The following is a 19,117-nucleotide window of genomic DNA, read 5'->3' on the forward strand; positions in this document are numbered from 1 at the left end:
CTGCTGTGGCGTCACTTGCCGGCCTTCGGTTTCTCGACATGGCCGCCGAAGGCATAGCGCATGGCGGAGAGCAGCTTGTCGGCGAATTCGGATTCGCCTTGCGAGGAGAAGCGGTCGAACAGCGCCGAGGACAGCACCGGCGCCGGTACGCCGGTGTCGATCGCCGCCTTCAGCGTCCAGCGGCCTTCGCCGGAATCCGATACCCGGCCCCCGAACTGCGCCAGGCCCGGATCGCTCTTCAGCGCCCCGGCGGTCAGATCGAGCAGCCAGGAGCCGATGACGCTGCCATGGCGCCAGACCTCGGCGACCTGGGGAAGGTCGATGTCGAACTGGTAGTATTGCGGGCTTTCCAGCGGGCTGGTCTCGGCGTCCGCCGTGCGCGGCCGCTTGCCGGCATTGGCCGACTTCAGGATGTTCATGCCTTCGGCGTACGCGGCCATGACGCCATATTCGATGCCGTTGTGCACCATCTTGACGAAGTGGCCGGCGCCGCTCGGTCCGCAATGCAGATAGCCGAAAGGCGCCGTCCCGGCAGCCTTGTCCGGGGTCGGGGCGCCGGCATCGGCGCCCGGCGCCAGCGTGGCGAAGACCGAATCGAGATGCTGCACCGCGACGTCGGGGCCGCCGATCATCAGGCAGTAACCGCGCTCAAGGCCCCAGACACCGCCGCTGGTGCCGACATCGACGAGGTGGATGCCTTTGGTTGCCAGTTTCGCGGCTTGGTCGACGGCGTCGTGATAGTAGGAATTGCCGCCGTCGATGACGACGTCGCCGGGCTCCATCAGGGCGGCAACCTGATCGATGATCTTGCCGGTGATCGCGGCCGGCAGCATCAGCCAGACACAGCGCGGCTCGGCGAGCTTGCCGACGAATTCCGTCAGGGATGCCGCGCCGAGCGCGCCGTCCGCTACCAGGGCGGCAACGCTTGCCGCGTTGATGTCGTAGACGACACATTCATGACCGTCGCGCATCAGGCGGCGGACCATGTTGGCGCCCATCCGGCCCAGTCCCATCATTCCGATCTGCATGGTTTCGTCCCGATTGCTTGAGGAAAGAACAAATCTATCGACCCCGCTGCTTCAGTCATGATGCGTCGATGCCGACGCTGAAGTCGACATTCTCCCAACGCATCGCATCGGGCCAGAAAAAAGTGAAGACGAGGGTGTCTCCCGGCTCCAGCTCGGCGACCGGCAGGTCGACCAGATGAACGCCGAAAGCGTTTTCGCCGGTCTTGTGGTCCTGGATGGTCAGCCATTTGTCGCTGCTCCAATGGACAACGCCCGGCGCCGAAAGCTCGACGCGCAAAACCTTGCCGGCCGGAATGGAGCGGATCTTGTTGTTGAAGCGCCATATCCTCAGCGGCGAGCTTGTCTTGCCCTGGATGTAACGCTCGACGCCTTGCGGCGGCATGTCGAAGACCGCGCCGTCGCGCAGCGATCGCAACAGCTTGATGTGCTCGGCATGCGCCCAGACCAGCGGCATGGCGCTGCCGGACGGTTTACCCAGCCACAGCTCGCGGTCCGGCATGTCAGGGGCGTCCCAGACCTGTTCCGGCAGCAGGCCGCCTATGCCGGCCGAGCGCTCGAAGCTCTCGAGAAGCCGCGTGGCTTTCTCCTTGCGGCCAGCCGCCAGCTCGTAATGCGCCCGCTCGCCAGTGAGCAGGGGCCAGGCGCGTCCTCGGCCGGTGCCGTCGAAGGGCGCACCATCCTCATGTTCGCCATAGCCGTCGCTGGTGTAGCGGTACCAGACCGGGCCTTGCGGAAGATCGCAAAGCAAGAGGGCATCGACAGCCTTGACGGTACCGACGATGCGCGGATCGTCGGCCGCCCTGAGGCCAAAGCGAACAAGAGCGAGAGCGTCGGGGCTGATGATGGCTTCCGCCGGCTTTTCGGTGTCGCCCGGCGGCCGGTTCTTGATCGGCACGAAGCCGTCCTTCGGCGCGGCGGCGCCCGCATCGTCCGGCGGCGCGATACGGACATAGTAGCCGCTGACTCCTATCTCGGCGCAGAGCTGGGTGCCCGTGACGTAGGTCCAGCGTTCGACCTGGTCGTTCCAGCAATCCGCGGTTTCACGCAGGTAGTTTGCCGGCTCATTCTTTCCGACGACATCCAACATGTCGGCCGCTGCCAGCAGCGCGGCGATCTCGACGGCCAGCGTGAACGGGCTGTATCCGGCGTCTTCCTCCCAGCGGTCCTCGCCGGTGACGGGGCCGTTGCGCACGATGTAGGAGGCGGCGCTTTCGATCATGGCCAGGAAATCGGCGAGCCTGGCGCGCGGCAGGTGGCCTGTACGGCGCAAGGCGTCGGCCAGAAGCAGCGGGAAGGCACATTCGTCCATCTGGATGCCGGGCCAGTAGGCGGTGCCGTCCGACCAGGCATTCTGCGGCCAGTGACCGTCCGGCTGCTGGATCGAGCGCAGATAGGTCAGGATCTGCAGCGCCTGCTTGCCGTCGCCGGCGGCAAGGAAACCGCCAGCGGTCTCGACCAGGTCGCGCGGCCAGACCAGATGGTAGCCGCCGAGATCGTCGTCGCCCTTGTTGAAGCCCCATGGTATCGACAGGCTGGCAACGGCGGCGCCGGGTCTCGCGACCGAGAGATGCGAGGCAAGCACCCCCGTGCTCACACGATATATGTTCAGCCCGGAGGCGGTGTGGCGATCAAGTTTTTCCAGCCGGGCCTGGAATTTGCGCCAGTTCTCGATATAGGCCTTCCGCGCGGGCTCGAAGCCCTGCTTCAGGCTCGCCAGGGCAAGGTCGGCCGCTTCCTCCGGCGAGGCGCCGAAGCCAAGCGCCAGCAAGGCCGTTGTCGCGTCGGCGGAAAAGCCGATCTCGCCGGTCAGGGCGACATTGCCGTCTTGCGCCCGTTGGCAGGAGGGATCGAGCGCACCGCCGTTCTGCAATTGCTGCCATCCGTCGGAGAAACCGACATAGCCGGCCGAACAGGCACGCCAGGGCAGTGAGGACACCAGCGCCAGGGATCCGCCGCGCCCCGTGGCGAAGAGCATGCGCTGGCCCTTGTATTCGCCGGCCCAGGCTGTGTTGCCCATGCCGGCGTTGACGAGGTGCGGCGCAAGCAGCGCGTAGACGTGGTAGTCGGCCGCCGAAGCCTTCAGCGCTACGAATGCGATTTCTTGCAACAGAACGGGCCGTTTCGGATCCGTAATGATACGCTTTTCGATGCGGTAGGCGCCGTCCGTCGCGGTGTTGGTCAGCCTGTAGCCCGGCACGCCGTCCTCGAACGGCGCGATGGTATGCGCGGCGTCGCGCTTCTCTTCCGAGAAATAGCCGTCGGGGCCGGTGACGATCAGCTCCATGTCGCGCGTGCAGGCGCTGTCGAGACGTGGATAGTAGATCTCGTTCAAGATGCCATGGCTGATGGTGAACCAGAGCGGGCTCTTGGCTGAAAACGCGGTGCCGACACCGCTCTTGGCGCTTGAGGTCCAGCGCGCCGGAATTCCCGGGGCGCCCGGGGGAACGATCGGCGTCACTGCCATGCAAAGGCCTCCTGTGCGCATGCCTAGCCCATCAACCGGAGGCATTTCAATCATCGCACCGCAAGTTGATCGCCTGCCTGTCGCGGATTGCAGTTGACAGTCCGCCGCCCTTCTGCACTTTTGTCTGACAATAGATAAAAAACAGGTACGCAAGACAGGCACGCAGGCACGACCTTCATCCACAATCAGCATGACCAAGCAACTCTCGGGAGGAGTATGACATGAAGAAACTGTTCGTTTTGGGCGCCCTCGCGGCGATGCTCGCCTCCGGTACGGCGCTCGCCGATACCAGCGGCAAGAAGATCGCATTCTCCAACAACTACGCCGGCAATTCGTGGCGGCAGGCGATGCTCGACAGCTACGGCATCGTCACCAAGAAGGCGGTCGCCGACAAGATCGTCGGCGCGGCCGACATCTTCACCACCGCCGACAAGGAAGTGCCGACGCAGGCGGCGCAGGTGCAGAACCTTATCCTGCAGGGCTATGACGCCATCGTCATCAACGCCGCCTCGCCGGATGCGCTGAACGGCGCCATCAAGCAGGCCTGCGACGCCGGTATCGTCGTCGTTTCCTTCGATGGCACCGTCACCGAACCTTGCGCCTACCGCGTCGTCGTCGACTTCAAGGACATGGGCAAGCAGGAAGTCGAGCAGATGGCGAAGTTCCAGCCGAAGGGCGGGAACCTGCTGGAAATCCGCGGCCTGGCCGGCACCTCGATCGACGATGCCATCCATGCCGGCATCCTCGAAGGCGTTGCCGCCCATCCCGAATTCAAGATCGTCGGCTCGGTGACCGGCGATTGGGACCAGACGACCGCGCAGAAGGCGGTCGCGACCATCCTGCCGTCGCTGCCCGACGTCGTCGGCATCGTCGACCAGGGTGGTGACGGCTATGGCGCCGCACAGGCCTTCGCCGCCGCCGGCAAGCCGCGCCCGACCATCATCATGGGCAACCGCCAGGACGAGTTGAAGTGGTGGAAGGAACAGAAGGACAAGGACGGCTACAAGACCTGGTCGGCGTCGATCGCACCTGGCGTGTCGTCGCTCGCCTTCTGGGTGGCGCAACAGGTGCTCGACGGCCGCAAGGACATTCCGCACGACCTGCTGGTGCCGTATCTGGCCTTCACCCAGGACGATTTCGAGGCAGCCCTGCCGAAGATCAAGGAAGGCGGCGTCGCCACGCACGAATACACGCAGGAAGACGCCCTGGCGGCGATCAAAGCCAACATCAAGTGAGTGTCACGACAGCGTTGCCCTTCGTACCATCGCACGGATAATCTCTAGGCATGCCTGAAGGGAACGCTGACATCATCGGACTGAGCGGCGCCGAAAAAAATTTCCGCGCCGCCAATGTTGACATCATAAGACTTGACGGTGCCGAAAAGCATTTCGGCGCCGTCAGGGCGCTGGGCGGGGTGGATTTCCATGTCGGCCCCGGCGAATGCGTCGGCCTTGTCGGCCATAATGGCGCCGGCAAATCGACGCTGATGCACATGGTGGCGGGTACGCTCGCACCCGACAGCGGCAAGATCGGCGTGCATGGCGGCATCGAGGACAATTACTCGGTGTCGCGGGCGCAGAAACTCGGCATTCGGTGCGTCTTCCAGGAGCTGTCGCTGTGTCCCAACCTCAGCGTCGCCGAAAACACGCGCATCAATCACGCGTCGCTCTCGGGCCTCGGCTGGCGGCGCCGGGCGGCGACACTCATCACCGCCAAGCTGGACGAGATCTTCCCGGACCATGGCATCTCGGCCTGGGATATCGTCGGCGACCTGTCGATCGGCCGGCGCCAGATGGTCGAGGTGGCACGCGCCTTCACGGTGACGCAGGACCGGCTCGACCTCGTCATCCTCGACGAGCCGACATCGTCGCTCGACGCGCATACGGCCGGTCAGCTGCTGGCTTTCGTGCGCCGCTTCGTCGCCGCCGGCAAAAGCTGCATCCTGATCTCGCATGTGCTGGGCGAGGTGCTCAGGAACGCCGACCGTATCGTGGTGATGCGCGACGGCAAGGTGGTCGTCGCTGACGCTGCAAACGCCTTCGACCGCGACCGGCTGGTGACGGCGATGGGCGGTGCGGAGGCCCATCGCGGAACAATGACCGAAACGGCCAAGGCCGAGGCGGGTCCGTTGCGCGTCCGTGCACGCCCCGCCCGGCAGGCGGACGGCAAGGAACTGGTGGCGCGTGCGGGCGAGATCATCGGCCTGGCCGGCCTTGCCGGCCACGGCCAGACGGATCTCCTGCTGGCGATCTTTGCCGCTGCCCAGCGCATCAGGCCCGGCATCGAAGTGACCGCGCCTGTGGCCCTGGTCGCCGGCGACCGCCAGTCGGACGGCATCTTCCCGCAATGGTCGATCGCCGAGAATATCGGCATCCGCTCGCTGGCGCGGTTGCGCAACGGGCTGCTGATCTCGCCGCAACGCGAGGCGGAACTCGCCGCGTTCTGGCAACAGAAGATCGGCATCCGCACGCCCGACATGAACAACAACATCTTCTCGCTGTCGGGCGGCAACCAGCAGAAGGCTTTGTTTGCCCGCGCGCTCGGCTCCGATGCGGAAATCGTGCTGATGGACGATCCAATGCGTGGTGTCGATATCGGCACCAAGCTCGAAGTGTACGACCTCGTGCGCGAAGAGGCGCGAAATGGCCGCACCTTCCTCTGGTACACGACGGAAACAGAAGAGCTCGACAATTGCGACCACATCTATGTCTTCAAGAACGGCCGCATCGTCGCCAACCTCACCCGCGACGAGCTGACCGAAGAGAAGATCATCCAGTCCTCCTTCGGCGACGCGGCCTGAGATGACGGCGGCGAGTCTCGACACCACCGCCAAGACGTCGGCCGAGCGTGGCGCGCTGGCCCGCGCCCGCCTGCTGCGCGGGCTGCTGCCGGCGCTGTCGCTGGCGCTGGTGCTCGCCGCCATTGCCTGGCTCAATCCACGCGCCATCAGCTATTTCGGCTTCAGCCTGATGCTGAACCTGGCGATCCCGATCGCGCTGGCGACGATCGCGCAGATGTTCGTCATCGCCGGCAATGAGCTCGACCTGTCGATCGGCACTTTTGTCGGTTTCGTCGGCTGCGTCACCGCGACCTGGCTGAAGGACGCGCCGCTGATCGGTGTCGCCATCCTGCTCGGATCGATCGGCATCTACGCGCTGCTCGGCGCGTTGATCCACCTGCGCAATCTGCCGTCGATCGTGGTGACGCTGGGCATGAGCTTCGTCTGGCAGGGGCTGGCGATTCTCGTCCTGCCCAAACCCGGCGGCAAGGCGCCGGACTGGCTGCTGGCCACCATGTCGTTCAAGCCGCCCTTCATTCCCTTCCCGATCATCGCGGCGTTGCTGATCGGACTCGTCGTCCATTTCGGCCTGATGCGCACCTCCTATGGTGTGATCCTGCGTGGCTCCGGCGGCAATCCGGCGGCGCTCAAGCGCGCCGGCTGGTCGCTGCTCAGAACCAAGATCGTGCTGTTTGCGCTGGCCGGCCTGTTCGGCGTGCTGTCCGGCATGGCGCTGATCGGCATCACCACCTCGGCCGATGCCAATATCGGCAATGGCTATACGCTGCTGGCGATCGCCGGCGTCATTCTCGGCGGCGGCGAGTTCGTCGGCGGCCGGGTGTCGCCGATCGGCGCGGTGATCGGCGCGCTGACGCTGGCGCTGGCCGCTTCGCCGCTGCTCACTTTCATGCACATCCCGCCGGACTGGCAGGTGGCGGCCAACGGCGCCATCCTGATCATCGTGCTGGCGGCGCGGGTGCTGATCAGCCGCAAGGAGAGGTGAGCGATGATCCTGGTGAAATCGCTGGCCGGCAAACCCTGGGTGTGGTCGTTCCTCGGTGCGCTGCTGGTGTGGCTGGCAACGATCGCCTTCACTGGCGGCTATGGCGCCGGCGGCATGGTCACGGCCGCCCTGTCACTCGCCGTGTTCACCGTCATCGTCGGCGTCGGCCAGATGTTCGTGATCACGCTCGGACCTGGCAATGTCGACCTGTCGCTGCCCGCCAATATCGGCCTTGCCAGCGCGGTTGCCATGAAGGTGATGGCTGGCAGCGATTCCATGATCGTCGTCGGTCTGCTGGCGGCGCTCGCCTGCGGCGCGGCGATCGGCGCGGTCAACTACCTCTTGATCTGGGCGCTGCGCATTCCACCGATCATCGCCACACTGTCGGCGAGCTTCATCATCCAGTCGATCGACATCAGCTATGGGCGCGGGCTGCAGATCAAGCCGCCGCCGGGCTTTGCCGATTTCACCAATTGGCAAATCCTGGGCGTGCCGGTGCTGGCGTTGCTGACCGTGCTGTTCACCATCGGGGCCGCCATTGCCCTGCAACGCATGATTTATGGCCGCTCGGTGCTGGCGATCGGCCAGAATATCCGCGCCGCCTGGCTCGCCGGCGTCAATGTCGGCCGCATCCGCTTCCTCACCTATACGCTGTCGGGCGCGCTCGGCGGCATCGACGGCGCCCTCCTCGCCGGCTATTTCCGCGGCGCCAATGTCGATATCGGCAATGAATATCTGCTCGCCTCGATCGCCGTCGTCGTCATTGGCGGCACGTCTGTCGCCGGCGGCAAGGCCAACGTGCCGGGGGTGTGGGGCGCGGCGCTGTTCCTGGTGCTGCTGTTGACCATGCTCAACACATTCGGCGTCAGCGCCGGCGTGCGTCTGCTGTTGACCGGGCTGATCATTGTCGGGGTGATTACGGCGGCGGGTGGGGAAAAGGCGGTGCGTTGAGTCCGCGCCTTGTCATTCCGGGGCTTGCTGCGCCAATCCATGGCGTGATCCGTCGCCGGTCGCGGATCCGCTTACCCAGGCCAACTGTTGGGCCAGCCTGACAGCCGGTTTCCATTTGCGGCTCGGCCTAGTAAACCCTTGCGCGATCACAGTTGGCCTCGGGAGGGCTCCGCTTGTCCAATTCCGTCAGCGTCGCGAACGACAGTGGCGTCGCCATCGTCACCATCGACAATCCGCCGGTCAACGCGCTGAGCTTTCATGTCCGCGAGCCGCTGATGCAGGCGCTGGTTGCCTTGCGCGACGACGCTTCGGTGGCAGCCATCGTGATTGCCTGCGCCGGCCGGACCTTCGTCGCCGGCGCCGACATCACCGAATTCGGCAAGCCGGTGCTGCAGCCGGATCTGCGCGCCATCGTGGCGATGCTGGAGACCATCGCCAAGCCGACAGTCGCCGCCATCCACGGCACCGCGCTCGGCGGCGGGCTGGAACTGGCGCTCGGCTGCCATTTCCGTGTTGCCGACGCCGGCGCCAAGCTCGGCCTGCCCGAGGTGAAGCTCGGCCTCTTGCCGGGTGGAGGTGGTACAGTGCGGCTGCCGCGCCTTGTCGGGGCGGTGAAGGCGTTGAGAATGATCGTTTCCGGCGCGCCGATCGGTGCTGCCGAGGCGCATGGGGCAGGCCTCGTCGACGCTGTCTTCGAAGGCGATCTGGTCACGCATGCGGTGAACTTTGCCCGAGAAATCGCCCGTAAGGGCGGCCCCTTCACGCCGGTACACGATCGCAATGACGGCCTGAAGGAAACGGACCTCGCGGCTTTTGATGCAGAGGCGGCCGACCTCGCCAGGAGAGCGCGCGGCCTTGAAGCGCCGATCGCCTGTGCGCAAGCGGTGCGCAATGCCGTCACGCTGCCCTTCGACGAGGCGCTTGCCGCGGAGCGCGCGCTATTCGTGAAGCTGGTCGCCGGCGACCAGTCGCGGGCGCAGCGTCATCTGTTCTTCGCCGAACGTGAGGCGGCAAAGCTGCCGGGCAAGGATACGCCCAAACGCAGGATCGCGCGCGTCGGTGTCATCGGCGCCGGCACGATGGGCGGCGGCATCGCCATGGCCTTCGCCAATGGCGGTTTTCCGGTTACCTTGCTGGAAACCAGTGAGGAAGCGTTGCAACGCGGGTTGGGTACGATCGACAGGAACTATGCCGTCTCCGTTTCGCGCGGTTCCCTGACCGAAGAGGCCAAGCGGCAGCGGCTTTCCCAGTTCAAGGGCTCCACCGACTATGCCGATCTCGCCGAATGCGATCTCATCGTCGAGGCCGTGTTCGAGGACATGGCCGTCAAGAAGGAAGTCTTCGGCAAGCTGGATGCCGTGGCCAGGCCGGGCGCCATCCTTGCCACCAACACCTCCTATCTCGACATCAACGAAATCGCTGGCTCGATCTCGCGGCCGCAGGACGTGCTCGGCCTGCATTTCTTCTCGCCGGCCAACGTCATGAAGCTGCTGGAGATCGTACGCGCCGGCAAGACCGCGCCGGATGCGCTGTCGACCGTCGTCGACCTCGCGCGGCGGATCGGCAAGGTGGCCGTCGTCGTCGGTGTCTGTCACGGCTTCGTCGGCAACCGCATGCTGGCGGCGCGTGGCTCGGAGTCCGAGGCGCTTCTATTGGAGGGCGCGACACCCAGTGAGATCGACAAGGCCTTCACCGATTTTGGCTGGCCGATGGGGCCGTTCCAGATGGGCGATCTCGCCGGCCTCGACATTGGCTGGCGCAACCGCAAGGCGCGCGGCCTGACGGCCGTGATCGCCGACACGCTGTGTGAACAGGGGCGTTTCGGCCAGAAGACCGGCCGTGGTTTCTATCTCTACGAGGCCGGCGCACGGGCGGGCGTTGCCGATCCCGAGGTGGAGGCGCTGATCCGCGACAAGGCGGCCGAGCGGGGCATCGAACCGCGCGCGATCTGCGCCGAGGAGATCATCGAGCGCACGCTCTATCCCCTGGTCAATGAGGGGGCGAAGATCCTCGAAGAGAAGATCGCGGCGCGTGCGTCCGATATCGACGTCGTCTGGGTCAATGGCTACGGCTTTCCCATCGGCAAGGGCGGCCCGATGTTCTGGGCCGGCCTCGAAGGCGCGGCCAGGATCGTCGAGCGGCTCGAGTACTGGCACCAGCGGACCGGTAAGGATGTGTTCAAGCCGGCGCTGCTGCTGAAGCGGATGGCCGAGACCGGGTCCTGGGAGGCGGAGGCAACAGACTGATCAAACGACCGACGAGGGCGGTGGCGATTATCGGATCCGCGCATCGATGACCTCGACGAAGCGGGCGAACAGGCCGGCCCGCGACTTGATCTTGAGCTTGCGGTAGATGTTGCGGCGATGCACGGTTCCGGGCGCCGCTCCCCAAGGACCAGGGCTCAATCGACTGTCTTGAACGACCGGGGACTACCGGTTGCGGACCTTGCCGATCAGATCATACCTTGTCGCTCGATAGCGACCCATGGTGTGGGGACCGGCATGGCTGATCGATGGATTGAAACCTTCGAGGGGGAACGATGGCCTCGGCTGTACGACCTCTACACGAAGGAATGGTGGACTGCCGGGAGGAGCTTCGAGGATGTGGTCAAAATGGTCGAGCATTCCGATTTGGCAATCGGCCTTTGCTCGGATGAACGGCTGGTCGCTTTTGCGCGTGTGCTGACGGACTACACCTTCAAGGCACTTATCTTCGACGTCATCGTTCATGCGGATTTTCGCGGCAGAGGCCTTGGACAGGCTATCGTCACGCGTATCATTGACCACGATCGCCTGGCGAGTGTGCGCAGCTTCGAGCTCTATTGCCCCGACCGCCTCGTTCCTTTCTACGCAAAGCTCGGCTTCTCGAAAGGAACAGCGAATCTCCTGTTCCGGGAACGATAGCACGGGGTCCATGTCCGACCTGGCCGTCGATGGCGGCGTCTGATTGAGTGTTCAGCCTGCCGGGGCGACCTAAACGTGCTTGCGGCCGCCGGTCTCGCGGAACCAGCTGTCGGGATAGGGGTACCACCAATCCTGGATCGCCGGTCTGTGGTCGATGATGACCATCTTCGAGCGGCGGAAGGCGTCGAGCCCCTGGCGGCCGAGTTCGCGGCCGAGGCCCGAGGCCTTCCAGCCGCCGAAGGGCAAGGCGTCATTGTCGATGAGCGGGTTGTTGACCCAGACCATGCCGGCTTCGAGCCGCTCGGCCGCCTCATGCGCTTCGGCGAGATCGGAGGTGAAGACGGAGGCGCCGAGGCCGAACGGGCTGTCATTGGCCAATTTGATGGCTTCGTCGAAATCCTTCACGCGGCAGATGGCGGCGACCGGCCCGAAGCATTCCTCGCGCACGATCGCCATGTCCGGGGTGATGCCGGTCAGGATCGTTGGTTCATAGAACCAGCCGGTGTTGTGCGCCGGCGGGATGCGGCCGCCGGTGACGGCCTTGGCGCCGTTGCGAACGGCGTCGTCGACCAGCCGCATCACTTTCGCCCTTGCCGCTTCGCTGACCAGCGGACCGATCTCGGTCTTGTCCATGCCATTGCCGATGCGCAGCGCCCGCGTCTTCTCGGCGAACAACTCGACAAAGCGATCGTGGACCGAATCGACGACGAAGAAGCGCTCGGCCGAAGTGCAGACCTGGCCTGTGAGGTGGAAGGCGGCGGTGACGCTGCCGGCCGCCGCTACGTCGAGCGGAGCGTGCTGGCTGATGATCAGCGGATCGCTGCCGCCGGCCTCGATGACGCAAGGCTTCATGCGTTCGGCGCAAGCCACGGCTACCACCTTGCCGGCGGCGACCGAGCCGGTGAAAGCGACCGCATGAGTGCGATCGGACGTGATCAAGGCTTGTGCCGTGGCGGCCCCACCGGGCAAGCAAGAGACGAGGCCCTCGGGCAGCGAGCGGAACACGGTCATGTAGTCGAGCGTCGACAGCGTCGTCGCCTCGGCCGGCTTGATGACGCAGGCATTGCCGGCGGCGAGCGACGCGGCGACGGTCCAACACATCAACAGGATCGGGAAGTTATAGGGCATGATGTGGACGGAGACGCCATAAGGCTCGTAGCGCGCATACTGGAATGAGCCCGCCTGCGTCGTGCCCGCGACCTTGCCGGCATCGTCGCGCGCCATCTCGGCATAGTAGCGGAAGATCGGCGCGCAGTTGGCGATCTCGCCGATCGCTTCGGGATAGGGCTTGCCCATCTCGCGCACCATCAGTTCGGCGCAGCGGGTGAAGTCGGCCGCCTCGAGGGCGTTGGCCACGGCATGCAGGTGTTTTGCCCGGCTCTTGGCATCGAGTTTCTTCCACGCCGCCTGCGCCCTGGTCGCGGCGGTGAGTGCGGCGTCGATCTCGCCGTCGCTGGCCGCCGCGATCGCGCCGACGGTTTCCAGCGTCGCTGGATCGACCACAGGTTTTGCCGCGCCGGCCATCGGCCGGTAATCCGGATTGACGAAGAAGGTCGGCCGGTCAGGGGAGAAATGCATTTTTGTCCTTCGCCACGCATAGAGCCTTTTGAGAATTCGCCCTGCCGAGGCTCAGCGGATCATGTAGACCTTCTTGATCGTCTCATGGACGATGCAGACGCCTTTCCAGTCCTGCGGGAAGAAGGCCGCCGTGTCGGGCTCGATGTCGATAACCTCGCCGGAGTCGTGGACATAGGTGCAGCGGCCTTCGAGGAAGTGGCAGAATTCGTCGTGGGTGACGTGGCAGTGCCATTTGCCTGGGGTGCAGACCCACAGCCCGCATTCCGAGCGCCCTTCCGGTCCCTTGTAGAGCAGCTTGCCCGAGGTATGGGACTGCCCCTCGATCATGGTCGGGATGACGCCCCAGTCGACGAGGTCGGTGACGGCGAGCGGCGATTGCATGATCGGCGTGGTCATATGGAGTTCCTTGAAAAAGTGCTCACCGGCACATGAAGGCCTTGGTCAGCGTTTGGGTGATGATGGAGATGCCGGTCCAGCCGGCGGGAAAGAACACCAGCGTGCCAGCCTCGACCGGAATCTGCTCGCCATTGTCGTGGACATAGCTGCCGTGACCCGACAGGAAGTGGCAGAATTCGTCGGCGGCGAAAGTGACCTTGCGGGTGCCAGGCGTGCAGGACCACAGGCCGCATTCGCTCGATCCGTCCGGGTTTTGCGACAGGATCTTGCCGGAGGCGCGCGGCGCACCGGCCAGCGTATTGGAGCCGGCGCCCCAATCCTCCAGTTCCACGCTCGCGGCGTCAGGCCAATGCGGTGTCGACATGTCTTGCTCCTATTCTTGCTTAAGCATGATCTTGTCCGAAAACCGGCTTCCACTTTTCGGGATCATGCTACTCAGGCCAGCATGTAGACGTTGCGCATGGTCTCGTGCACCGTGCATTCGCCCGTCCAGCCGGCCGGAAACATCACCACGGTCCCGGCCGAGACTTCTATCACCTCGCCGGCATCCGACCGGTAGGTGGCGCGGCCGGCGACGAAATGGCACAATTCATCGCGCGGGATCGAGAGCCGCCAGCGGCCTGGCGTGCACACCCAGATGCCGGATTCCGGCTGGTTGTTCGGGCCTTTGTGGACCAGCCTGCCGGTGGAATGCGAGGCGCCTTCCAGCGCATCGGCTTGGACTCCCCAGTCGACGAGGTCGGTGCGGGTCGAGGCCTGGTAAAGGTGCGGGGCGGAAGAGGTCAAAGCAGCGCCTCCAGCAGACCCGCCGCCTTTTCCGGACCGTTCTGCGCGTGCATCTGTGCCGATGTCTTCGCCAGCTTTGCCTTCATCCTGGGATCGGTCAGGCAGGTCTCAATCTTCGCGACCAGTTCGGCATCGCTCCAGTCGTAGCGCGGCATGCCGAAGCCGTGGCCGGTTTCCTCGACGCGGGTGGCGTTGTCGTGGCCGTCCCAGACATAGGGCATGATGATGGCCGGCTTGCCGAAATAGAGGCACTCGGTGAACGAGTTGTTGCCGCCATGGTGGATCACGGCGTCGACCTGCGGAATGACCGAAGGCTGCGGGAACCAGCTCTCGACGATGACGTTGCCGGGCACGTCGGCGTACTGGTCCTTGTAGCCGCCGACATTGACCAGCGCGCGATAGCGCGTCTTGCCGAGCGTGGCGATGATGCGCTTCAAAAGGTCGACATCGCCCGCGCCCAGGCTGCCGAAGGAGACGTAGAGCAGCGGCCCGTCATTGTTTTTGGCGAAGGTCGGTACGGTGTAGGGTTTCTCCTGTCGCACGCAGCCTTCGAGATACTGGAATTGTCGGGGATCCAGCGGATGGCGGCGCTTGAATTTCGCCGCCTCGGGATAAAGCAGCAAATTGAGATAGGGCGAGGCCTCGAAGAACTGGCCGACCGGATAGGGCGCCTCGTCATTGGCCTTCAGGAAGGCGTTGAAGTCGTCATGGATCGGCTTGATCACCGCGTTGAAATGGTCGCGGTAGCGTTGATGCCCGGCATGGTCGTTCTCGCTGCAACCCGACAGATGCGGCGGGATATCCTCGTCCTCGATCTCGTTTTCCGAGCAGGAGATGACGCGCACCCATGGCTTCCCGAACTGCTTGATCGCCGGGAACAAGATGACGTTGTCGACGCAGATGATATCCGGCTTGATGGCGGCCAGAACACGCGGCAGATCCTTCTGCGCCCATTTTGCGCTGTCGACGATCGCGGTCCAGCAATCCTTGACGTAGTTGTCGACCTGATCGTAGGGCGACTTGCGGAAATTCGGGATGTGGCCGTTGATGAAATCCTCCCAGAATTTGGCCATCTGCTCGGGCGGCATCGGCTCGGAGAGGTTTACCGGATGCGCCTCGAAGCCGTAGCCCCTGTAGACCTCGACAAAACCTGGATCGGACAGAAATACAGCCTTGTGGCCGCGAGCCTCGACGGCCTGCGCGATGCCGACGGAATTGAGCGCCGGGCCATAGGCGGCTTCGGGAAAAAACGCGATCGTCTTCTGCGCCATCAGGCTTCTCCTTCCAATCAATCTGCGAAAATTCTGACATCGGCGGCATCCCAGCCCAGCTCGACCTGGTTGCCAGCGGCGACCGGCCTGCGGTCGGCGGCGTCAGCGGTCACGCGCACCAGGAACGGTTTTGGCGACAAGGCCGTGCTGATATGCAGCTGCAGGTCGAGCCCTTGATAGGCCAGCGCCTCGACTATGCCGGTGGTGCGGTTGGCGGTCTCATCAGATGGGAACAGCCGGATACGCTCGGGCCGCACCGACGCCACGGCCGGTGCGCCCGATGTGAGCGCGGCGGGAACCTTGCCGGCGATGAGCGCGCCGTTTGCAGCCATCACGCCGTCGGCTGATCCCTTGCCCGGGATAAAATTCATGACGCCGATGAAGTCGGCGACGAAGCGGTCTGCGGGATGTTCGTAGATTGCGTGCGGGGTGTCGCATTGCAGCAGTCGGCCGTCCTTCAGCACCGCCATGCGGTCGGCCATCACGAGCGATTCTTCCTGGTCGTGGGTGACGATGACGAAGGTGATGCCGACCTCGTGCTGCAGGCGTTTCAGCTCCAGTTGCATGGCGCCACGCAGCTTCTTGTCGAGCGCGCCGAGCGGCTCGTCGAGCAGCAGCAGGCGGGGGCGCTTGACCAGCGCGCGGGCGAGCGCGACGCGCTGCTTCTGGCCGCCCGACAACTGCTCCGGTTTGCGGTCGGCGAAGGCGACGAGTTCGGTGGTCGCCAGGATGGCGTCGACACGCGAGCGGATTTCTTTCGCCGGCAAACATTCCATTTCGAGGCCGTAGGACACGTTGGCGCGCACGCTCATATGCGGGAACAGCGCGTAGGACTGGAACATCAGATTGACCGGCCGCTTGTTGGGCGGCGTCCTGGCGATATCCTTGCCGTCGAGCAAGATACGGCCGTCGGTTGGGGTCTCGAAACCGGCCAGCATGCGCAGCAGCGTGGTCTTGCCGCAGCCTGAAGGCCCAAGCAGAGCGAAGAATTCATTTTCGCGGATATCGAGCGAGATGGCGTCGACGGCGGTGACCCGGCCGAAATTCTTCGACACCTGATCGATGGCCAGCAGCGTGCGCGGTTCGCTCATTGGCCGATCATTCCCCGGTTGAGCCGCTGCGACAGGGTCAGCGCGGTGATGGACACCGCCATGACGATGGTCGCCAGCGCGTTGATTTCCGGCGTGATGCCGAAGCGGATCATGGCGTAGATCTGCATCGGCAACGTGGTCGAGGCGCGGCCGGCGCCAGCGGTGAAGAAGGCGATGATGAACTCGTCGACCGACAGCGTGAAGGCAAGCAGCGCACCGGCGACCACGGCCGGCGCGATGACCGGCAAGGTCACCCGCCGGAATGTGGTGAGCGCAGAGGCGCCCAGGTCGGCGGAGGCCTCGACGATCGACCAGTCGAAACTCTTCAGCCTTGCGCGCACCACCGAGCAGACGAAGGCGAGGTTGAAGACGACATGGGCGAGGATGATGGTGTGCAAGCCCATGGTCAGGTTGAGCATCGAGAAAAACGACAGCAACGCGATCGCCAGCACGATGTCTGGGATGATCATCGGCGCGAAGATCAGCGCTTCCAGGCCCTTGCCATATTGCCGGCGCATCTCGACGCCGATCGCGAGCAGCGTGCCAAGCAGCGTGGCGATCGCCGTCGAGACCAATGCGACGATCAGCGTGTTGAGTGCGGACGACAGGATCGCGGAGTTGTGCGCCAGCGAGACATACCATTTCAGCGAAAAGCCCGACCACGCCGTCGGCAAGCCGCCTTCGTTGAAGGACAGCGCGACCAGCACGGCAATGGGGATGTAGAGGAAGGCGAAGACGAGGCTAAGCACAACCCAGAGCGTGCGCCGCGTCGCTGGAGACCGCTCAGCCATCGGCGCCTCCATTTGCCTCTGCCGCACGCCCCGCGGCGCGGTTGGCAGCCATCGCCTGGGCCATCAGCACTAGGAGCATGATGGCGATCAGCGCCATCGCCAGGGCGGCGCCGAAGGGCCAGTCGTTGGCGGTCAGGAACTGGTCGTAGACGAGATTGCCGATCATCTGGAAGCGGCCACCGCCGAGCAGGGCGGGCGTGACGAAATTGCCGATCGACAGCACGAAGACGAAGACCGCGCCGGCGGCGATGCCGGGCACGGTCAGCGGCAGGATGACACGGCGGAATGTCGTGGCGGCGGAGGCGCCGAGGTCGCGCGAGGCTTCGGCGAGTTCCGGGTTGAGCCGGGACAAAGGCGCGTAGCAGGCGAGGATGACGAAGGGCAGATAGTTGTAGACGAGGCCGGCGATGACCGCGCCTTCGGTATAGAGCATCGACGGCGGCTCGCCGGTGTAGCCGAACCAGCGCAGCAATTGCGTGATCAGGCCCTCGCGGTTGAGCAGCACGATCCAGGCATAAGTGCGGATCAGGTAGTTGGACCAGAACGGCAGCACGGCGAAGAACAGGAAAACTGGCTGCCACCGGCGCGGGGCGGCCGCGATGGCGTAGGCGGCGGCATAGCCGATCACCACCGCGAACAGCGTCGCGGTGCCGGCGATGCGCGCCGATTTGAGGAAGATGCCGGCATAGAGCGGGTCGAAGACCAGCCCGAAATTCTCCAGCGTGAAAGTATAGTCGATGCCGCCATAGATACCGCGCCGGAAGAAGGCGAGCGCCAGCACCAGCGCGCACGGCACCACCATCAGCGCGGTCAGCCAGACCAGCGCGGGCGCCATCAGCAGGGAGGAACGGAGTCGGGTTTGGGACAATTTCAGGGTACCGCTCAAGGCCGGTGGCAGGAGCGTCGCCGGCCGTGATGTCCGGGCTGCTTACTGGGCGGCCTTGATCTCGCTGACGATCTTGGAATAGTCGCGCTGGGCTTCGCCGACATCGCGCAGCTGCTCGAACTTGACGAGATCGGCCACCGGCATCGCCATGTTGGGGAACTTGGCCAGGAAATCGGCCGGCAGGCTTTCCATCGCCGGCTTGTTCGGCACCTTGTAGTCGATGTTCTGCGCCGCCCAGGCGTGGTTCTTGGCGTCGAGCATGAAGTTGATGAACTTGAAGGCGTCGTCCTTGTGCTCGGAGGCCTTCATCACCACCATCGTATCGACCCAGAGGTCCGACCCCTCCTTCGGGATGACGTATTTGATCTCGGGTTTTTCCGCGATGCCGTAATTGCACCAGCCGTCCCAGGCCTGCACCATCAGCGCCTCGCCCGACACCAGCTTGGAATAGAAGGTGGTGTCGTCATAGGCGAGCAGGGTCTTCTTGGCCGAGATCAGCAGGTCCTTGACCTCGGCCATCTTGGCCGGGTCGGTTTCGTTGACCGAAAACCCCTTGTCGAGCTGACCGGCGGCCAGCAGCCAGCGATCTGTCGCCAGCATGGTGGTCTTGCCCTTCAACGCGTCGGAAGGCGCGAGCAGATCGCTCCAGCTCGTCGGCGCCGTCTTGACCAGGTCCGAACGGTAGCACAGGCCCGTGGTGCCCCAAGTGTAAGGCACCGAGAAAGCGTTGCCGACATCGTGCGGCAGCTTGGTTGCTTCCGGGTAGAGGTTGGCGAGGTTGGGGATCTTGGCGTGGTCCATCGGCTCGGTCAGGCCGAGCTTGTTCAGCACTTCGGCGAAGGGCGAGGAGACGAAGACCACATCATAACCCTTGCCGCCGGCGGCAATCAGCTTGCCCATGATCTCTTCGTTGGTGGCGTGCACAACCACCTCGCCGGAAACGCCGGTGGCGGTCTTGAAGGCTGCCATGGCGTCGGGCGCCATATAGCCGTCCCAGTTGGAGATGACGAGGTCGGCGGCTATCGCCGGCGCCGACAGCGTCAAGGCAAGGCCGAGTGCGATTGAAGAGACCTTGAGCGCACGGCGCCGCGGGCTGGTAGCGGTCATGGCAGACTCCCATTCCGGTTGATCGTCGAATTCTGTGTTGGACCGGGCGCGACCCACGCCGCTGCCTTCGATCCGGTTCCCTC

At 64.6% G+C, this 19,117-nt stretch carries 18 protein-coding genes; 6 read left to right on the top strand and 12 right to left on the bottom strand.

The genetic code is table 11. The annotated features are described in order from the left end of the window. Window positions 1-11: 11 nt before the first annotated feature. Both gnd and EB233_RS05430 read right to left on the bottom strand, forming a co-directional pair. Entirely contained in the window at window positions 12-1,028 is a 1,017-nt protein-coding gene (gene gnd / locus EB233_RS05425; RefSeq protein WP_064991074.1) for a phosphogluconate dehydrogenase (NAD(+)-dependent, decarboxylating), read from the bottom strand. Window positions 1,029-1,083: 55 nt separating this feature from the next. Further along, window positions 1,084-3,492, bottom strand: coding sequence for a glucan 1,4-alpha-glucosidase (locus EB233_RS05430; RefSeq protein WP_064991075.1), 2,409 nt, complete (start codon window positions 3,490-3,492; stop codon window positions 1,084-1,086). Window positions 3,493-3,713: 221 nt separating this feature from the next. Between EB233_RS05430 and EB233_RS05435 the strand changes: the two genes are divergently transcribed. The 5 genes from EB233_RS05435 to EB233_RS05455 all read left to right on the top strand — a co-directional run bounded on the left by EB233_RS05435 (window position 3,714) and on the right by EB233_RS05455 (window position 10,471). After that, complete coding sequence (locus tag EB233_RS05435; protein ID WP_064991076.1) at window positions 3,714-4,727, top strand: ABC transporter substrate-binding protein; 1,014 nt, start codon at window positions 3,714-3,716, stop codon at window positions 4,725-4,727. A gap of 50 nt (window positions 4,728-4,777) precedes the next feature. Beyond that, the gene (locus EB233_RS05440) at window positions 4,778-6,292 is read left to right on the top strand and encodes a sugar ABC transporter ATP-binding protein (RefSeq protein WP_244277755.1); all 1,515 of its coding nucleotides are present in this window, start codon (window positions 4,778-4,780) and stop codon (window positions 6,290-6,292) included. Window position 6,293: 1 nt separating this feature from the next. Next, the gene (locus tag EB233_RS05445) at window positions 6,294-7,274 is read left to right on the top strand and encodes an ABC transporter permease (protein WP_064991077.1); all 981 of its coding nucleotides are present in this window, start codon (window positions 6,294-6,296) and stop codon (window positions 7,272-7,274) included. A 3-nt stretch (window positions 7,275-7,277) separates the two neighbouring features. Further along, complete coding sequence (locus EB233_RS05450) at window positions 7,278-8,225, top strand: ABC transporter permease (RefSeq protein ID WP_064991078.1); 948 nt, start codon at window positions 7,278-7,280, stop codon at window positions 8,223-8,225. Window positions 8,226-8,398: 173 nt separating this feature from the next. Then, window positions 8,399-10,471 (top strand): 3-hydroxyacyl-CoA dehydrogenase NAD-binding domain-containing protein, encoded by a 2,073-nt coding sequence (locus EB233_RS05455; RefSeq protein ID WP_064991079.1) that lies wholly within the window; start codon window positions 8,399-8,401, stop codon window positions 10,469-10,471. Window positions 10,472-10,498: 27 nt separating this feature from the next. On the opposite strand, the gene EB233_RS32120 is transcribed toward EB233_RS05455, so the two are convergent. After that, entirely contained in the window at window positions 10,499-10,630 is a 132-nt protein-coding gene (locus EB233_RS32120; protein WP_279626498.1) for a helix-turn-helix domain-containing protein, read from the bottom strand. A gap of 96 nt (window positions 10,631-10,726) precedes the next feature. On the opposite strand from EB233_RS32120, the gene EB233_RS05465 reads away from it, so the two are divergent. Then, complete coding sequence (locus tag EB233_RS05465; RefSeq protein WP_064991247.1) at window positions 10,727-11,128, top strand: GNAT family N-acetyltransferase; 402 nt, start codon at window positions 10,727-10,729, stop codon at window positions 11,126-11,128. Between the two features lie 69 nt (window positions 11,129-11,197). Here the strand turns inward: EB233_RS05465 and EB233_RS05470 are convergent, their stop codons facing one another. The 9 genes from EB233_RS05470 to EB233_RS05510 all read right to left on the bottom strand — a co-directional run bounded on the left by EB233_RS05470 (window position 11,198) and on the right by EB233_RS05510 (window position 19,034). Next, window positions 11,198-12,706: an aldehyde dehydrogenase family protein gene (locus EB233_RS05470; protein WP_064991080.1), complete on the bottom strand. Its 1,509-nt coding sequence runs from the start codon at window positions 12,704-12,706 to the stop codon at window positions 11,198-11,200. A 51-nt stretch (window positions 12,707-12,757) separates the two neighbouring features. Next, a complete protein-coding gene (locus EB233_RS05475; protein WP_064991081.1) occupies window positions 12,758-13,102 on the bottom strand; it encodes a cupin domain-containing protein in 345 nt (114 codons plus the stop codon). Window positions 13,103-13,124: 22 nt separating this feature from the next. Next, complete coding sequence (locus EB233_RS05480) at window positions 13,125-13,466, bottom strand: cupin domain-containing protein (protein ID WP_064991082.1); 342 nt, start codon at window positions 13,464-13,466, stop codon at window positions 13,125-13,127. A gap of 71 nt (window positions 13,467-13,537) precedes the next feature. After that, window positions 13,538-13,888: a cupin domain-containing protein gene (locus tag EB233_RS05485; RefSeq protein WP_064991083.1), complete on the bottom strand. Its 351-nt coding sequence runs from the start codon at window positions 13,886-13,888 to the stop codon at window positions 13,538-13,540. Beyond that, entirely contained in the window at window positions 13,885-15,159 is a 1,275-nt protein-coding gene (locus tag EB233_RS05490; RefSeq protein WP_064991084.1) for a glycosyltransferase, read from the bottom strand. Before EB233_RS05490 ends, EB233_RS05485 begins: the two co-directional genes overlap by 4 nt. A 17-nt stretch (window positions 15,160-15,176) precedes the next feature. Then, a complete protein-coding gene (locus tag EB233_RS05495; protein WP_064991085.1) occupies window positions 15,177-16,250 on the bottom strand; it encodes an ABC transporter ATP-binding protein in 1,074 nt (357 codons plus the stop codon). Continuing rightward, window positions 16,247-17,041 carry an ABC transporter permease gene (locus EB233_RS05500; RefSeq protein ID WP_064991086.1) on the bottom strand — a complete coding sequence of 265 codons (795 nt, stop codon included), beginning with the start codon at window positions 17,039-17,041 and terminating at the stop codon, window positions 16,247-16,249. Before EB233_RS05500 ends, EB233_RS05495 begins: the two co-directional genes overlap by 4 nt. After that, the gene (locus EB233_RS05505) at window positions 17,034-17,876 is read right to left on the bottom strand and encodes an ABC transporter permease (protein WP_064991087.1); all 843 of its coding nucleotides are present in this window, start codon (window positions 17,874-17,876) and stop codon (window positions 17,034-17,036) included. The genes EB233_RS05500 and EB233_RS05505 overlap by 8 nt, the downstream gene beginning before the upstream one ends. Window positions 17,877-17,969: 93 nt before the next feature. After that, window positions 17,970-19,034, bottom strand: coding sequence for a polyamine ABC transporter substrate-binding protein (locus tag EB233_RS05510; protein WP_064991088.1), 1,065 nt, complete (start codon window positions 19,032-19,034; stop codon window positions 17,970-17,972). Between the last annotated feature and the right edge of the window lie 83 nt (window positions 19,035-19,117).

The organism is Mesorhizobium erdmanii (genome assembly GCF_013170725.1).
Lineage (GTDB): Bacteria > Pseudomonadota > Alphaproteobacteria > Rhizobiales > Rhizobiaceae > Mesorhizobium > Mesorhizobium erdmanii.

What these genes read in the sequence shown, in the direction of transcription:
- gnd (WP_064991074.1), bottom strand. Translation starts at nt 1,028, where the DNA reads ATGCAGATCGGAATGATGGGACTGGGCCGGATGGGCGCCAACATGGTC.
- EB233_RS05435 (WP_064991076.1), top strand. Translation starts at nt 3,714, where the DNA reads ATGAAGAAACTGTTCGTTTTGGGCGCCCTCGCGGCGATGCTCGCCTCC.
- EB233_RS05465 (WP_064991247.1), top strand. Translation starts at nt 10,727, where the DNA reads ATGGCTGATCGATGGATTGAAACCTTCGAGGGGGAACGATGGCCTCGG.
- EB233_RS05505 (WP_064991087.1), bottom strand. Translation starts at nt 17,876, where the DNA reads ATGGCGCCCGCGCTGGTCTGGCTGACCGCGCTGATGGTGGTGCCGTGC.
- EB233_RS05475 (WP_064991081.1), bottom strand. Translation starts at nt 13,102, where the DNA reads ATGACCACGCCGATCATGCAATCGCCGCTCGCCGTCACCGACCTCGTC.
- EB233_RS05470 (WP_064991080.1), bottom strand. Translation starts at nt 12,706, where the DNA reads ATGCATTTCTCCCCTGACCGGCCGACCTTCTTCGTCAATCCGGATTAC.
- EB233_RS05430 (WP_064991075.1), bottom strand. Translation starts at nt 3,492, where the DNA reads ATGGCAGTGACGCCGATCGTTCCCCCGGGCGCCCCGGGAATTCCGGCG.
- EB233_RS05495 (WP_064991085.1), bottom strand. Translation starts at nt 16,250, where the DNA reads ATGAGCGAACCGCGCACGCTGCTGGCCATCGATCAGGTGTCGAAGAAT.
- EB233_RS05480 (WP_064991082.1), bottom strand. Translation starts at nt 13,466, where the DNA reads ATGTCGACACCGCATTGGCCTGACGCCGCGAGCGTGGAACTGGAGGAT.
- EB233_RS05440 (WP_244277755.1), top strand. Translation starts at nt 4,778, where the DNA reads ATGCCTGAAGGGAACGCTGACATCATCGGACTGAGCGGCGCCGAAAAA.
- EB233_RS05500 (WP_064991086.1), bottom strand. Translation starts at nt 17,041, where the DNA reads ATGGCTGAGCGGTCTCCAGCGACGCGGCGCACGCTCTGGGTTGTGCTT.
- EB233_RS05490 (WP_064991084.1), bottom strand. Translation starts at nt 15,159, where the DNA reads ATGGCGCAGAAGACGATCGCGTTTTTTCCCGAAGCCGCCTATGGCCCG.
- EB233_RS05445 (WP_064991077.1), top strand. Translation starts at nt 6,294, where the DNA reads ATGACGGCGGCGAGTCTCGACACCACCGCCAAGACGTCGGCCGAGCGT.
- EB233_RS05510 (WP_064991088.1), bottom strand. Translation starts at nt 19,034, where the DNA reads ATGACCGCTACCAGCCCGCGGCGCCGTGCGCTCAAGGTCTCTTCAATC.
- EB233_RS05450 (WP_064991078.1), top strand. Translation starts at nt 7,278, where the DNA reads ATGATCCTGGTGAAATCGCTGGCCGGCAAACCCTGGGTGTGGTCGTTC.